Origin of the sequence: Kribbella albertanoniae (assembly GCF_004348455.1) — a bacterium.
Taxonomy (GTDB): domain Bacteria; phylum Actinomycetota; class Actinomycetes; order Propionibacteriales; family Kribbellaceae; genus Kribbella; species Kribbella albertanoniae.
Genome location: NZ_SMKA01000254.1, coordinates 1 through 14,013, shown reverse-complemented (window position 1 = coordinate 14,013; position 14,013 = coordinate 1). Strand labels below are relative to the sequence as shown.

At 67.3% G+C, this 14,013-nt stretch carries 15 protein-coding genes and 1 pseudogene; 13 read left to right on the top strand and 3 right to left on the bottom strand.

The annotated features are described in order from the left end of the window. Positions 1 to 498, bottom strand: a 498-nt coding sequence (locus tag E1261_RS35875; RefSeq protein ID WP_132414182.1) for an MFS transporter, incomplete at its 3' end; no start/stop codon positions are given. A 61-nt stretch (positions 499 to 559) separates the two neighbouring features. Between E1261_RS35875 and E1261_RS35870 the strand changes: the two genes are divergently transcribed. From E1261_RS35870 to E1261_RS46975, 11 genes are all read left to right on the top strand, one after another. Then, positions 560 to 1,924 carry a pyridoxal phosphate-dependent decarboxylase family protein gene (locus E1261_RS35870; protein WP_132414181.1) on the top strand — a complete coding sequence of 455 codons (1,365 nt, stop codon included), beginning with the start codon at positions 560 to 562 and terminating at the stop codon, positions 1,922 to 1,924. Positions 1,925 to 1,951: 27 nt separating this feature from the next. Next, positions 1,952 to 2,245 carry a DUF4287 domain-containing protein gene (locus E1261_RS35865; protein ID WP_132414180.1) on the top strand — a complete coding sequence of 98 codons (294 nt, stop codon included), beginning with the start codon at positions 1,952 to 1,954 and terminating at the stop codon, positions 2,243 to 2,245. 9 nt (positions 2,246 to 2,254) lie between these two features. Next, positions 2,255 to 2,995, top strand: a complete 741-nt coding sequence (locus E1261_RS35860) for a TrmH family RNA methyltransferase (protein ID WP_132414179.1) — start codon at positions 2,255 to 2,257, stop codon at positions 2,993 to 2,995. A gap of 168 nt (positions 2,996 to 3,163) precedes the next feature. Continuing rightward, positions 3,164 to 4,012: a DUF11 domain-containing protein gene (locus E1261_RS35855; protein WP_132414178.1), complete on the top strand. Its 849-nt coding sequence runs from the start codon at positions 3,164 to 3,166 to the stop codon at positions 4,010 to 4,012. A gap of 153 nt (positions 4,013 to 4,165) precedes the next feature. Continuing rightward, on the top strand, positions 4,166 to 5,791 hold the full coding sequence (locus E1261_RS35850) for a type 2 periplasmic-binding domain-containing protein (protein ID WP_132414177.1): 1,626 nt from the start codon (positions 4,166 to 4,168) through the stop codon (positions 5,789 to 5,791). Between the two features lie 32 nt (positions 5,792 to 5,823). Beyond that, the gene (locus tag E1261_RS35845; protein WP_132414176.1) at positions 5,824 to 6,705 is read left to right on the top strand and encodes an ABC transporter permease; all 882 of its coding nucleotides are present in this window, start codon (positions 5,824 to 5,826) and stop codon (positions 6,703 to 6,705) included. Beyond that, positions 6,702 to 7,577, top strand: a complete 876-nt coding sequence (locus tag E1261_RS35840; protein WP_132414175.1) for a carbohydrate ABC transporter permease — start codon at positions 6,702 to 6,704, stop codon at positions 7,575 to 7,577. Before E1261_RS35845 ends, E1261_RS35840 begins: the two co-directional genes overlap by 4 nt. A 23-nt stretch (positions 7,578 to 7,600) precedes the next feature. After that, positions 7,601 to 8,587, top strand: coding sequence for a LacI family DNA-binding transcriptional regulator (locus E1261_RS35835; RefSeq protein ID WP_202875323.1), 987 nt, complete (start codon positions 7,601 to 7,603; stop codon positions 8,585 to 8,587). Further along, positions 8,551 to 9,330 (top strand): aminoglycoside 3'-phosphotransferase, encoded by a 780-nt coding sequence (locus E1261_RS35830; protein WP_132414174.1) that lies wholly within the window; start codon positions 8,551 to 8,553, stop codon positions 9,328 to 9,330. The genes E1261_RS35835 and E1261_RS35830 overlap by 37 nt, the downstream gene beginning before the upstream one ends. Next, positions 9,327 to 9,824 (top strand): molybdenum cofactor biosysynthesis protein, encoded by a 498-nt coding sequence (locus E1261_RS35825; RefSeq protein WP_132414173.1) that lies wholly within the window; start codon positions 9,327 to 9,329, stop codon positions 9,822 to 9,824. Before E1261_RS35830 ends, E1261_RS35825 begins: the two co-directional genes overlap by 4 nt. Positions 9,825 to 9,865: 41 nt before the next feature. Further along, on the top strand, positions 9,866 to 10,567 hold the full coding sequence (locus E1261_RS46975) for a class E sortase (RefSeq protein WP_272948628.1): 702 nt from the start codon (positions 9,866 to 9,868) through the stop codon (positions 10,565 to 10,567). A gap of 356 nt (positions 10,568 to 10,923) precedes the next feature. Here the strand turns inward: E1261_RS46975 and E1261_RS35815 are convergent, their stop codons facing one another. Both E1261_RS35815 and E1261_RS35810 read right to left on the bottom strand, forming a co-directional pair. Next, positions 10,924 to 11,346 (bottom strand): hypothetical protein, encoded by a 423-nt coding sequence (locus tag E1261_RS35815; protein ID WP_132414172.1) that lies wholly within the window; start codon positions 11,344 to 11,346, stop codon positions 10,924 to 10,926. Beyond that, a complete protein-coding gene (locus E1261_RS35810) occupies positions 11,343 to 11,990 on the bottom strand; it encodes an SAM-dependent methyltransferase (RefSeq protein WP_238176636.1) in 648 nt (215 codons plus the stop codon). Before E1261_RS35810 ends, E1261_RS35815 begins: the two co-directional genes overlap by 4 nt. Before the next feature lie 278 nt (positions 11,991 to 12,268). Here E1261_RS35810 and E1261_RS35805 point away from each other — a divergent pair, with 278 nt between their 5' ends. Continuing rightward, positions 12,269 to 13,456: a neutral zinc metallopeptidase gene (locus E1261_RS35805; protein ID WP_132414171.1), complete on the top strand. Its 1,188-nt coding sequence runs from the start codon at positions 12,269 to 12,271 to the stop codon at positions 13,454 to 13,456. A gap of 28 nt (positions 13,457 to 13,484) precedes the next feature. After that, positions 13,485 to 14,013: pseudogene (locus tag E1261_RS35800) on the top strand (neutral zinc metallopeptidase); the annotation flags it as partial.

The following is a 14,013-nucleotide window of genomic DNA, read 5'->3' as shown; positions in this document are numbered from 1 at the left end:
GCAGAAGGCGGCGGTGACGACCAGCATGGTGTCCAGCTCGGTGGGGAAGACGGCCGAGAGGAGGAAGGCCATCAGCATGCCGGCGAAGATGCTGGCGGTGCCGATGGCGATGCCGGTGGGACGGTCCTTTTCGGCCAGGTAGCGGCCGGTGATACCGGTGACGGCATTCAGGACCAAAGGTTGGGCCACGGCGCAGATGAGTTGGCCGGCCAGGAGCCAGCCGAAGTGGTCGCCGCCGAGACGGATCAGAGCGCCGGTGGCTGTCAACACAGCGCCGGCCAGGAGGGCCGGGCGGAACCAGCGGTCCAACGCAAGGCCGCAGGGGATCGACAGGACGACGTACAGGAGGGGGAAGACCTGGGCGAGCCAGCCGATCGCGGTTTCGGAGACGGCGTAGTGGGTGGCGGCGACGGTGGTGACGCCGGCGAAGTTGAGCCAGACGAGTTGGGTCGCGGCGCCGACCAGTGAATAGCCGACGATGGCGGACCAGCGGCTCATACCTGTCTCCTCCCGAAAACCGATGCGGCACTGTACGACGGAATCGGCGTAGAAAGGAGGAATGGAACCGGATTGGGAAGGGCCGCTCGGCGAGGCTTACGCGCGGGCGATGACGTATCTCGAAGGCCTGCCGGAGCGGCCGGTGGGGGCGTGGGCCACGGCGGACGAGTTGCGGGCGAAGTTGGGCGGGCGCTTGCCGGAGGTGCCCGTCGATCCGGTGCAAACAATCTCCCAGTTGGCCGACGCCGTTGAAGGCGGGCTGGTGGCGACGGGGAGCGCGCGGTTCTTCGGGTTCGTGATCGGCGGGGCTACGCCGGCGTCGTTGGCGGCGGACTGGCTGGCGACGGTGTGGGATCAGAACGCAGGCCTGTACGCCGCTGCGCCCGCGGCGGCGGTGGTCGAGGAGATCGCGGCGGGGTGGCTGGTCGAGTTGTTCGGGTTGCCCGCGCAGACCTCCGTGGGGTTCGTGACCGGTGGGCAGATGGCGAACTTCACGGGGCTGGCGGCGGCGCGGTACGACGTACTGCGGAAGGCCGGGTGGGACGTCGAGGCGGACGGGCTGATCGGCGCCCCGAGGGTCAGGGTGCTGGTCGGGGCTGAGCGGCACGGCACGGTGGATCGGGCGTTGCGGTTCCTCGGGTTGGGGACGCGGTGCATCGTGCCGGTCGCGGTGGACGGGCAGGGGCGGATGCGGCCAGACGCGCTCGAACGGGAGCTGGGCCAAGGGCCGACGATCGTCTGTGCGCAGGCGGGCAACGTGAACACCGGCGCGATCGACCCGCTGGACGAGATCTGCGAGCTGGCAGGTGACGCCTGGGTGCACGTCGATGGCGCGTTCGGCCTGTGGAGTGCGGTCGGTACGCCGATCAACGGGCTCGCGAAGGCGGATTCGTGGGCGACGGACGCGCACAAATGGCTGAACGTGCCGTACGACTCCGGCCTCGTCTTCTGCGCTCATCCGGCTGCGCATCGGGCGGCGATGGGCGTGCGAGCGTCGTACCTGATCCATGACGAGGACCAGCGGGACCCGCTCGACTACAACCCGGAGTTCTCCCGCAGAGCACGCGGGATTGCCGTGTACGCCGCGATCCGGGCGCTCGGGCGCCAGGGGATCGTGGAGCTGGTCGACCGGTGTTGTGCGATGGCGCAGCGGTTTGCCGCACGACTCAACGAGTACGAGGTGCTGAACGACGTCGTACTCAATCAGGTGCTCGTGCGCTTCGGCGACGACGACCTGACCAAGAGAGTGGTCAAGGCGGTGCAGCAGGAGGGCACGGCCTGGATGTCCGGTACGACGTGGCAGGGGCGCGCGGCGATGCGGATCTCCGTGTCGAACTGGACGACCGCCGAGGCCGATGTCGACCGATCGGTGGAAGCGATCCGGAGGTGTGTCGAAATCGAGCAGGCCCGCTCGACGCAGGGGTGAAAGCAGCCCTAGAGAAAGTAGACAGACATGTCGTTCCAGGCGTACTTGGACAAGATCGAGGAGAAGACCGGCCACACCCCGCGGGTGCTGGTCGAGCAGGCAAAGGCCAAGGGGTACGACGCCAAGGACGTGAAGGCCGGTGTCATCTGCGACTGGCTGAAGGCGGACTACGACCTCGGCCGAGGCCACGCGATGGCGCTGGTGTACGTGATCAAGAACGGTACGACCATCTCCGACAAACACGTCGGGCGGCCCGGACCACACGGCGACAAGTCGGACACTCTCTGGCTGGATGGCAAGGCCACCAACCCGCTCCAGTAAGTTAGGCGGGTGGAGTCGAAGAAGTCGCCGCGGGACAAGTGGATCACGATCTTCGGGCGGAAGCCGGTGCTCGAGGCACTGGACGACCCGAGCTTGAGCGTGGCGAAAATCGTCATCGCCGACAATGCGACCGGCGGATCCCTGCACGAGATCCTGCGGGCGGCGGACCGGACCGGTACGCCGGTGGAGCGGGCGACCGCGAGCCGGGTGAAGTGGCTCGCGGGCAACGGGAAGCACGATCAGGGTGTGGTCGCGGATGTGAACGCGCCCCGGATGACGCCGCTGGAGGAGTTCGTCCGGGAGCGCGGCAAGCGGCCGACCAATGTCTTCCTGCTCGACGGGGTCACGAACCCGGGCAACGTCGGGATGATCCTGCGGACGGCGACCGGTGCCGGGTTCGACGGGGTGATCCTGCCCAGGGCCGGTACGCCGCATGTCGGGCCGCTGGTGATCAAGGCGTCGGCCGGGATTGCGTTCCAGGCCCCGATCGTGAACACGTCGACCGCGAAGGTCGCTGTCGACGTACTGAAGACGGCCGGGTACCACGTGTACGGGTTGTCGGCGCGGTCGCGGGACTCGCTGTTCAAGACCGAACTGGAGCCCCGCGCGGTGTACGTGCTCGGCGGCGAGACCAACGGCATCACCGTGCAGACCGATTCCGACTTGCAGATTCCACTGCACGCAGGTGTGGAGTCGCTGAACGTCGCAGTCGCCGCGGCGGTCGTCGCCTTCGAGGTCACGAACCGCTGAGTGAACCGCTGAGTGAACCGCTGTGCGATCCGTCCACAGCGGACGGTGACCGTAACAAACGGCTGTTTCGAGCGGTTGTGCGTTGTGACGGGGAGCACCATACTCGTCTGCACGACCGCCGATCCGGCGTTCGTGGGGGAAGGTTCAGTCCAATAGTGGGGGGCTGCTATGCAAGCCTGGAAGTTACTTCGTGCTGCCCTGGTGACGGTTGTCGCCGGTGCAACGCTGATCGCTCCGGCGACGGCGATGGCGGCCGATCCGCCGAGTAGTGCGATCGATGTCAGCAAGACCTCGCTGAATGTCGGCGAGGAGTTCACGATCACCCAGACGGTGCACAACACCGCGTCGTTCACGATTGTCGGCGCCAAGGCCGCACTGTTCGGCAAGACCGGCGTTTCGCTGCCGGGCATGATCGAGCTGGTGGGTTGTACGGGGGCGATCATCTGCTTCCCGCTGGACATCGAGTTCCGGGCCGCGCTCGGAGACCTGCCCAGCGGTGCGACCCGGACCGTCGTCTTCACCTTCAAGGTGCTGGACACAGCGCCGGAATCCGTCACGCTGCAGCACCAGTTGCTGGGTGACGAGTACTCCTTCGAGTTGTTCGAGGGGCCGACACTGACCTTCGCGGTGGCGCCTGTGAACGCGGATGTCTCGGTGGGGCTGACCGGATCGGCGTCCGGCCCGCGGATCAACTACACCCTGACGGTGCAGAACAACGGGCCGGCCACGGCAACCGGGATCAACGTCGCCGCGGCGTACCCGGCCGGCCTGAATTACGCCGGGACGACCGGCTGCACGCGAGTCGGTACGACGCGGAACCTGAACTGCGCTGTCGCATCGCTGGCCAGTGGGGCGTCGGTGACGAAGACGTTCAGCGCGTCCGCCGGATTGCTGACCACGGGCTCGTTCGTTGCCACCGTGCAGCGGACCGCCAGCTCGCCGACCGACTCGGTGGCGGGCAACGACAAGGCCAGCAAGACCTGCAGCATCCTGCTCGGGCTGCTGGTGCGCTGCTGATCTGACAGCAACAGTCGACGCCGGCGGTCGTGGGGGTAAACCCGCGGCCGCCGGTTTGTTTTGTCCCTTGCCATCAGGCGCCGGAGTCGTTTACGGTCCGGGTTAACGTTTAAGTGCTCGTTAGTGAGCACTCTACTGTGGCTTGGAGCAGCAATGATCAATCGGCGACGGTTTCTGCAGGTCTCCGGTGCAGCGGTGGTGGCAGGCTCCACCCTTGCCGGGTGTGGTGACGGCGGTACGGCGGGTGGCGGGGCGAAGGCGTCCGGCGATCTGAAACTCCCGACGTACAAGCCCTTTGCGGGGTTGCAGCCCGATCTGCCGGGGGCTGAGTCGGGGCTCGAACCCGGGTTCCTGAGGTTCCCGGCGAACGCGACCGCGAGTGTGAAGGCGCCGCCGCTGAAGAACGCGGTGACCGCGCTGACCGAGACGTTCGCGACGCCTCCGCCGCCGATGGGCAGCAATCCGATGTGGCAGGCGCTGAACCAGGCGCTCGGCGCGGAACTCAAGCTCACCATCGGCACGGACCCGGGCTACCCGGAGAAATTTGCGACGCTGCTGGCCAGCGACTCGCTGCCGGACCTGATGTGGCTGCCGCCGAACCAGGGCATCCCGAACATCGGTCCGATGCTCGAGGCAAAGTTCCAGGACCTGACGAAGTACCTGTCCGGCGATGCCGTCCTGGAGTACCCGAACCTGGCCGCGCTGAAGCCGGCGTCCTGGCGGACCGCAGTGGTCAACGGGAAGATCTGGGGCGCGCCCATCCCGTCGACGCCGTTCGGTCAGGTGATGATGGGCAACCCGCGCACGTGGGAGAAGGTCGGCGGTCTGCAGAGCGCCAACGCCGAGGAGTTCTTTGCCAAGTGCAAGGAGTTGAGCAACGGCACGAACTACGCGCTCGAGCCCGCGATCATCAACATGCTGCACATGTTCGGCGAATGGTTCGGTGCTCCGAACGGCTGGCGGGTCAACGCCGATCGCTCACTCACGCACTTGTACGAGACCGAGAACTACCGAGCCGCTGTCGAGTACGCCGCGAAGTTGTGGGCGGCCAAGGTGTTCTATCCGGACCTCAACCTCGCCGACGCGACACCGAAGACCGTGAACGGCCAGATCGCCGCGCAGGTCGTGGTCGGACCGCGGGCGACCGCCGACTTCCGGGCGCTCGACCCGACGTTGTTCGTCGACACGCTGATCCCGTTCGGCCATGACGGTAAGGCGAAACCGGTCTACGACATGGGCTACGGCACGGTCGGGTTCACGCCGTTCAAGCAGACCGACGAGGGCCGGATCCGCGAGCTGCTCGCGTTGATGGACTACCTGTCGGCGCCGTTCGGCACCAAGGAGTACCTGCAGAAGAACTTCGGCGTCGAGGGGCAGCAGTACCAGCTGGACGCGCAGAAGAACCCGGTGCTGACCAAGGCCGGAACCCAGCAGGCGCCCGGTCTGGTCAGCGCGCTGACGATCATGACCTCGCCGGAGAGCGTGATCTTCAACCCTGCCTTCCCGGACGACACCCGCAAGATCCACGCGACCGAGCAGAAGCTGCTGGAGTTCGCGATGCGCAACCCGACCGCGGGCACGTACTCCGACACCAGCAGCAAGGTCGGTCCGAAGCTGACCGCGGCGTTCCGGGACACGATCGTCGACATCGTCACCGGCCGGCAGAAGATCGGCGCGTACGACGAGGCGCTGAAGCGCTGGAAGTCCGGTGGCGGTGACAAGATGCGTGGCGAGTTCGCCGCCGTACTGCCGGCGGGCGTGCCGGTCACCGGGTCGTGAGGTTCGCGGAGAGGTGGCGCCGGGACTGGCAGATGGTGCTGCTGATGGTCCCGGGCGTCGTCTTCCTGCTGGCCTTCTTCTACCTGCCTGTGCTCGGGAACGTCGTTGCGTTCCAGGACTTCCAGCCGTACCTCGGCATCATGCACAGCGAGTGGAACGGGTTCACGAACTTCGTCAACCTGTATGCCAACCCGGACTTCTGGGATGCGCTGCGGAACACGCTGATCCTGGCCGGTGCGCAGTTGCTGCTGTTCTTCCCGATCCCGATCGGGCTGGCGCTGATCGTCGATTCGCTGGTCAGCAACCGGGTACGGCGTTGGTTCCAGACAATCGCGTACTTGCCGCACTTCCTGTCCTGGGTGCTGGTGGTGACGTTGTTCCAGCAGTCGCTGGGTGGCGCGGGGTTCGTGAACAACCTGCTCCGGCAGGCCGGGCTGGACCCGATCCCGTTCATGACGAACCCCGACACCTTCCCGTTGCTGGTGGTCGCGCAGTTGGTCTGGAAGGACGCGGGCTGGGCGATGATCATCTTCCTGGCCGCGCTGACCACCGTCGACGTCTCGCTCTACGAGGCGGCGGCCGCGGACGGTGCCGGGCGCTGGCGGCGGCTCTGGCACATCACCCTGCCGTCGCTGCGGACCGTCATCGTGCTGCTGCTGATCCTGCGGATCGGCGACATCCTGAGCGTCGGCTTCGAACAGTTCATCCTGCAGCGCGACTCGGTCGGTCCGGGCGCGGCCGAAGTGCTCGACACCTTCACGTACTACGCGGGCGTGGTCGGCGGCGATTGGAGTAGTGGAGCCGCGGCCGGGCTGGCCAAGGGCGTGGTCGGCGCGTTGCTGCTCTGGGGTGCGAACTCGCTGGCACATCGACTCGGTGAGCCAGGGATTTTCCAGCGAAGGGGTAGCTCATGAGGCCCATTTGGAAAGAGAGTCCGTCGCCCGCCTACCAGGCCATCAAGGCGGTCGTCCTCGGTGGCTTCGCGCTGGCGATCGTCGTACCGATCCTTGTTGTGGTGTCGACCTCGCTGGCCAGTGATCAGGACATCATCGACGCCGGTGGGTATGTGTTGTGGCCGTCGCATCCGACGGTGAAGGCGTACCAAACGCTGTTCAGTGGTGGGTTGATGGGCCGGGCGATCATGGTCAGCGTCTTCGTCACGCTCGTCGGTACGGCGATCGCCCTCGCGGTGACGATTGCCCTGGCTTATGCGACGTCGCGGCCGGTGCTGTTCGGGCGGCCGGTGTTGCTGATGGTGCTGTTCACGTTGTTGTTCGCGCCGGGGATCATCCCGATGTTCCTGGTGGTGAAGCAGTTCGGGTTGCTGGACAGCCTGTGGTCGCTGATTCTGCCGGGGGCGTTGGGTGCCTTCAACTTCGTTGTCCTGCGCACTTTCTTCATGAACGTGCCGGGTGAACTGCTGGAGAGCGCGCGGATCGACGGCGCGAGCGACTTCATGATCCTCCGCAAGATCATCATGCCGCTGTCCAAGGCGGTGATCGCGGTGGTCGGGCTGTTCTACGCGGTCGGCTTCTGGAACGCGTTCTTCAACGCGCTGCTCTACCTGAACGACACCTCGAAGTGGCCGGTCCAGGTGATTCTGCGGACCTACGTCCTGCAGGGGAAGTCGTTGTCGGCGGACCAACTCGGGGTGGAACCGCTGCCGCAACCACAATCCCTGCAGATGGCGGTCGTAGTGGTCGCACTGGTCCCGATCGCGATGGTCTACCCGTTCCTGCAGCGCCATTTCACCAAGGGCGTCATCACAGGTGCCGTCAAAGGCTAGCGCCTTCTGCAAGAATCATCTGTATGTCGGACCGGCCAACACTGCGCATGGTTGCGAAGGAGGCAGGGGTCTCGGTCGCGACCGTGTCCTACGTGCTGTCCGGGCGGCATCGCAGTCACACCATCAAGGACTCCACCGCGGACCGGGTGCGGGAGGTGGCCAGCCGGCTCGGGTACCGGCGCAACGACGCTGCCCGGGCGATCCGGACCGGGAAGTCCGACCTGGTCCTGCTGTCACTGAACGTGCTCGCCGACCCGTGGTCCCAGGCGGTGGCCGATGCCGTCAGCGCGGCGGTCCGCCCGTTGAACAAGACGGCGCTGATCGTCGCGGACGGCGACTGGCGGGCTGTGCTGTCCAACCGGACGCCGGACGTGATCTTCATCGACGGCGTGAGCTCGGAGCCGTCGGAGATCGCTGAGCTCGAGGCTTTCGCGGCGCAGGGTGTCCAGATCGTCGCGTTCAGCGAAACGCTTGAGCCGCGGGGCTTCGACGTGATCCGGTCGGGTGCCGAGCCGCGGTGTCACCTGGCGGTCGAGCACCTGCTGGCTCAGCACGACCGGGTCGGCGCGCTGACGTCGCGCAGGTCGGGCTTCAAACGGTTCGACGCGTACCTGAACACGCTGAAGGCGGCCGGGAAGCCGATTCTCGATGACGACATCGAGGTGTTCGAGCAGCACCCCGAGGGTGCCTATCGGGCCGCGATGACCTTGCTCAGCAAGCCGGATCGCCCGTCCGCCATTTACTGTACGACGGACTTCGCCGCGATCGCCGTCGTACGGGCGGCGCATCGGCTGCGGATCGACGTACCGCGGGATCTCGCCGTGGTCGGCGTCGGGAACACGCCCGAGGGTGAGCATCTCGACCCGTCGTTGTCGACGGTCGGGCCGGTCGGGTTCAACGAGGCGCTGGCGCGGATCATGGTCGGCCGGTTGACTGATCGCGAGGGTGCACCGGGGGAGGTGTTCGACTTCCCATGGCAGCTGATCGTCCGAGAGTCGTCGCAAGCATGATGCCGGCGGGAGACGGCTGGGAAGCGGTCGAGATCGGGGAATCCGAGACGTCCGTGTACCGGCGCGGTTCGACTTTCGCCAAGAGCTGCGGTCCTTCGGGAGTGCCGGAGCTGGAGGCGGAGCGCGATCGGATCGCCTGGCTGTCGTCGACCGGGATGCCGGGCGCGTCGGTGGTCGACTGGCAGATGTCGGACGATGGTGCGTGCCTGCTGACGAGCGCGGTGCCGGGGATCGCGGGGATCGACCTGCCGTCCTGGGCCTGGCTCGGCGCGATGGAGACGCTCGGGCGGACCTTGCGTGAGCTGCATTCGGTGCCGGACTGCCCGTTCGAGCGTCCGTTGGAGTCCGTGATCGCTACCGCCGAGGACGTCGTACGGCGGGGTGCGGTGAACCCTGCCTTCCTCACCGACGAGTGGCGGGCGGTGACTCCGGAGTCGCTCCTGGCGCAAGTAGTTGCCGAGCGCCCCTATGTGGAGTCGGTGACCGAGCTCGGCGTGTGTCACGGTGATCCGTGTCTGCCGAACGTGTTCTTCGATCCGCTGACCTTGCGCGTGACCGGGTTCATCGACGTGGGCCGGCTCGGGCTTGCCGACCGGTACTCCGACCTCGCCCTGACCACGATCCAGCTGTACGACGAGTGGTCGGTGGACCCGGGCCCGTTCCTGACGGCATACGGACTGACCGAGCCGGACCGGCGCCGGCTCGAGTTCTTCCGGCTGCTGGATCCGTTGACGTGGGGATGAGTACGGCGGTCGAGATCGTGGCGCTGGTCGTGTCGCCCGTGCATGCGTTCGAGGGACGGCCGCAGGACGGGCCGCGGCCGGATCCCGTGCCGATCGGGCGGGACGAGGTGGAGGTTCGGGCCGGGCTCGGGATTGTCGGCGACCGTTACTTCGCGCAGAAGGTGCATCGCAACGCGGCGGTCACGCTGCTGGATGCGGACTCGGTGGAGGGTGTGGATCCCGCGGTGCTGCGCCGCAACATCGTGGTGCGCGGGTACCCGATCGACACGCTCGCGGCGCGACTGGGAAAGGCCGGGCGGCGGTTCTCGCTCGACTCGGGGGCGGGGCCGGTGGAGTTCCAGGCTTATCGGCCGGCCAATCCGTGTGCCTGGATGAACGTGGTGGTTGGGCCGGGGGCGATGAAGGCGTTGCGCGGGCGGGGCGGCGTACGGGCTACTCCGGTGACGTCCGGGGTGCTGCGGGTCGGGCCTGCGGTGTTCGAGCTGCTGGACTGAGCTTTCGGAGGGTTTTCGGTTCTCCGGCATACCTTCGTCGGGTGAGGCTGGCTGGAGTTGTGGTGATGGTGCTGGTGGCGTTGGCCGGGTGTTCCGACACGCCCAGCAGCACGCCGCAGACCGACGTACCGTCGACGTCGACAACTCCTGAGCCCGAGCCGAGTGCCACGCCTACTCCTACGGCGACGCCAACCCCAAGTGCACGGCCGACTCCGACGCCTCGGCCGCCTGTGACCGGGCCGGTCACCATGAGCATTCCGTCGATCGGCGTCCGCGGGCTGCGGGTGGTGACGTACACGGGAACGGCCGACGACCGGCCCGGAACGGTGATCCAGGACCGGGGTGTCGCCGCCAGTCCGCGCGGCCCGGCCGGTGGCGTCGGGGTCGGCGAGATCGGCAACTTCATCATCACCGGACACCGCGTCTCGCACGGACGGCCGCTGGAACGCGTGCCGGAGCTGAAGAACGGCGCCCACGTCCTGTTCACCGCCGGCGGGACCGTCTACGACTACGTGGTCTCGCAGACGATGACCATCTCGTTCCGCAAACCCGCCGAGAAGGCCGCCCAGAACGCGGCCGTCCCGGGTCGCCCGGGCGTCAAACCCACCCAGGCCATGCTCACCATCTCCACCTGCGCGACCCCCGAGGACAACGCCGCCGGCAACTACTGGCGCGACTCCCTCGGCAACCCCGAACACCGCATCAACAAAATTGCCCGCCTGGTAGCCACCCGTCCGGCGTGAGCGCGGACCTGTGCCACTGTCCAACCCTCTCCTGAGCCGTCCGGGAACGCCGCGCTGAGCGTGAACCAGACAGCCCGAGCAGAGTTAGACAGTGGTGGCGGTCCTCCCCGCCTCGCAGGGGCCCGCATCGGCGCGGCGGCTTCGCTCGACGCGGACCGCCGGCCCATCACAACTGAGTTCTTCGGTGCGGCTCCCCGCGTGGGGCCTCGGGGATCGGCCAATTGTGATGGCCTGTGCGTCCGGCAGCGGCGGGCGTACCGACGAACGGGTAGTGGTTCGTTCGGCGGTGAGCCGCGCCGCGCGCCCGGGGCGGTCGCTGACGGATTGCTTGGGGCCACTACCCGTCGGCCGGTACGCTACTTGCGGCCGAGCTTCCACCACTTCGGCTTGTTGGCCTTGATCTCGTCCGGGGTGAGTGGCGGCGGGACCGGTGGGCGGGACTCCTCGGTGAGGAAGTCGCCGGATTCGGTGTCGTACGGCGTGACGCCGAGCCGGCGGCTGATCTCCATCACGATCGGGATCGAGCGCGGACCGTCGTTCAGGTAGAAGGTGATGTCGCGGACCTGGACGCCCTTGCCGATCGTCATCTCGACGTCGTAGTCGTCGCTGCGCAGCGTCAGCCAGGACGGTTTGGTCGCGTCCACGTCCGGCACCACCTCGCGGACCACGTCGATCACGTCGGTCACCATCCCCACCGAGGGTGGTTCGTAGCCGTCCGGCATGTCCTCGAGACGCCGCACGCCACCTGGTCCTCGCACCGCATAAACAGCCCAGCTCATGCCCCAACAGTACGGGCGGCCAGGATCGCGAACGTCAGGTACTCACCCTGGTCCGCCTCGAGCATGTCCAAGGCGCCGCCGCGCTCACCCCGGTACGCCGAGATTGCCTCCGACCACGCGACCCAGTCGGCCCACCCGGACTCCTGGAACCGCGCTGCCGTCACCTCGACCAGCTCGGTGATCTCCCACTGGAACCGCCACCAGTCGGCCGTATGCCAGGCCAGCGCCTCCCACCCGACCAGCTTCTTGATGTGCTCCGGGATGAACCCCAGCTCCCGAACCTCCTGCCGCAACGCCGGAGTCGCCACTCCGAGCTGCCCGCCCGGCACCAGGAACTTGGTGATGTAGGCGAGGTAGTTGTCCGCCGTACCGAAGTACTCCCAAGCGTCCACACACACGATCGCGTCGAAGTACCCCTGCGCGAACGGCAACGCATGCGCCTCCGCCTTCAGCGTCGTGACACCCTCAACCCCTTGTACGGCGATATGCTCCGCGGCCGTGGTCGGGTCGATCCAGAGGTCAGCGGCCCAGACCCGAACCCCGTACTCCTTGGCCAGGAACGCCGACGTCGCACCCTTCCCCGACCCCAGATCCAGGACTCGCATGCCCGGTCGCAGCTCCAGCTCGCCGGCCAGCTCCTCCAATTACCACAACGGATGCGGTCCCATATCCCCGGCCAGCACCCACTCGGCGTCGTACCCATTGGCTCGTGGAAACCGCGAATTCTCCAGCACAACCCCACCCAACCCTTCCTGCTGCGGGGGCAGCAACCGAGTTTCGGTGCGTAACGCCGACGTCACAGTCAGCGCCCACCGATGTCAAAAGGTGCAATTTTGTGGGCTGGAGGGCTGAAGGAGGTTTAAGATCATGCGCTGGTCTGGGGGTGGACCGGGAATCGCGGTACTGGGGAGAGAAGAGAGACATGGCTGATCAGCCGGGGCCCACACCTGGGCCCAAACCGGGACATTTTCTGCCGGGCGGAGCGGGGGACAGCGGGGCCGACAACAAGGCCGCGGAGCGTGGAGCCGCGCCGTTGGCGGCGCCGACGCCACGGTTGAGCAAGGCGGCCGAGGACGAGGCCGCGCCACAGTTGCGGGGTTCGCGGCTGGACGGGCCCGGGATCTCGAGCGCGCGCCGGGATGCCGAGGCGGCCGCAGCGGCGTACCGGACGGTGTTCCAGCCGGAGCCGATCCCGTTCGACCCGAACAAGAAGCGGTCCAAGCTGCTGGTGGCCGGGATCGTGGCCGGTGTGCTGCTGCTGGTCGGCGGGATCGTGTACGCCGGTGTCACCGTCATCTCCAAGAGCGACGGCCTGCTGGCGAACCCGTTGACCACGCCGTCGGTGCGCGACGGGGACGGCGCGACCAAGCCGACCCGCAAGCCGACCGCGGATGCCGACGTACTGGCGAAGAACCCGATCTACGCCGCCGGGAAGCTGGCCGCGGTGAAGTGCAAGGAGCCGGCCTTCCGCCCGACCACGATGGAGAACGTGTGGTCGTACTACGAGGCGATGATCAGCTGCCTGGACAACGCGTGGAAGCCGGTCGTCACCAAGGCCGGGTTCGAGTTCCGCTCGCCGAAGCTGGTGATCTTCAACGAGGGCCAGGAGACGGCCTGCGGGATCCAGGAGAAGGTCGCGTCGTACTGCGCCGACGAGCACGGCGGTAGCGTCACCATGCCCTGGCAGGCGCTGCCCGACGACTACGCGAAGAACAAGGCGGCCACCCGGATCGACATGGCCCAGTCGATCTCCTTCGTGTACGGCGTCCACGTGCAGAGCCTGGCCGGGATCCTGGAGTCCTCGGACAACCTGCGCGACCAGGCCAAGGACAAGGCCGCCGAGCTGGAGCAGGACCGGCGGCAGGCGCTGCAGGCCAACTGTTTCGCCGCGGTCTTCGTCGGCGCGAGCCGGGCGAGCTTCCCGATCGAGGGCGAGCTGGAGCGGCAGTGGACCTACCTGATGAACCACAGCGGCGACGAGAACGACAAGAAGGAACCTCGCGACCACGGATCGATCAAGAGCCACGCCCTCTGGATGGGCCAGGGCTTTGCGAAAACCGATCCCGGGACCTGCAACACTTTTGGAGCGCCAGCCGCCAAGGTCGGTTGAGTCATGTCACGAGCGATGGGGACGAGTAATGCCTGACGAACAGCCCGACGGCGGTGCGAACACGCCGCCCGGCGCCGGACACTACCTCCCCACCAGCGACAACCTCACCGAAAGTGACCGTACGACGCCCGCCGCGGCGAACCGGTCACAGCCGATCGCCCTGGGCAAGGCTCGGGCGTTGTCGGATCCGGGCGAATCGGCGCTTCGCCGGAAGGCCCGCCCGCTGCCGGTGGACCCAGCGGCCGAGTCCGTCTACAGCGGACCGCCGCCCGCACCACTCCCCGGTACGCCGATGCCCCCGCTGGTCGGATCCCGCCGTACCGGTGGTGCCCGCAGCGTCGGCTGGAACCGGCCGTCATCGCGGGCCGGATCGCAGTACAACCAGGTCGGCCCGCCACCCCCGCCACCGCGCCAGTACTCGAAGGCCGTGATCGCGGGTCTCTCCGCGCTGGTGCTCGCCGTCACCGCATCTGTGGGCGTCGCGTGCTTCAAGGCGATCAGCAGCTACGACAGCTCGGTCGACTCACCGCTGTCCCGCCCCAAGGTCCGCACAACCC

Excerpts from the sequence above, each read along its gene's own strand:
- E1261_RS35830 (WP_132414174.1), top strand. The coding sequence starts at position 8,551 with ATGGCAGCTGATCGTCCGAGAGTCGTCGCAAGCATGATGCCGGCGGGA.
- E1261_RS35855 (WP_132414178.1), top strand. The coding sequence starts at position 3,164 with ATGCAAGCCTGGAAGTTACTTCGTGCTGCCCTGGTGACGGTTGTCGCC.
- E1261_RS35835 (WP_202875323.1), top strand. The coding sequence starts at position 7,601 with ATGTCGGACCGGCCAACACTGCGCATGGTTGCGAAGGAGGCAGGGGTC.
- E1261_RS35840 (WP_132414175.1), top strand. The coding sequence starts at position 6,702 with ATGAGGCCCATTTGGAAAGAGAGTCCGTCGCCCGCCTACCAGGCCATC.
- E1261_RS35805 (WP_132414171.1), top strand. The coding sequence starts at position 12,269 with ATGGCTGATCAGCCGGGGCCCACACCTGGGCCCAAACCGGGACATTTT.
- E1261_RS35870 (WP_132414181.1), top strand. The coding sequence starts at position 560 with ATGGAACCGGATTGGGAAGGGCCGCTCGGCGAGGCTTACGCGCGGGCG.
- E1261_RS35865 (WP_132414180.1), top strand. The coding sequence starts at position 1,952 with ATGTCGTTCCAGGCGTACTTGGACAAGATCGAGGAGAAGACCGGCCAC.
- E1261_RS35850 (WP_132414177.1), top strand. The coding sequence starts at position 4,166 with ATGATCAATCGGCGACGGTTTCTGCAGGTCTCCGGTGCAGCGGTGGTG.
- E1261_RS35815 (WP_132414172.1), bottom strand. The coding sequence starts at position 11,346 with ATGAGCTGGGCTGTTTATGCGGTGCGAGGACCAGGTGGCGTGCGGCGT.
- E1261_RS35825 (WP_132414173.1), top strand. The coding sequence starts at position 9,327 with ATGAGTACGGCGGTCGAGATCGTGGCGCTGGTCGTGTCGCCCGTGCAT.
- E1261_RS35845 (WP_132414176.1), top strand. The coding sequence starts at position 5,824 with ATGGTGCTGCTGATGGTCCCGGGCGTCGTCTTCCTGCTGGCCTTCTTC.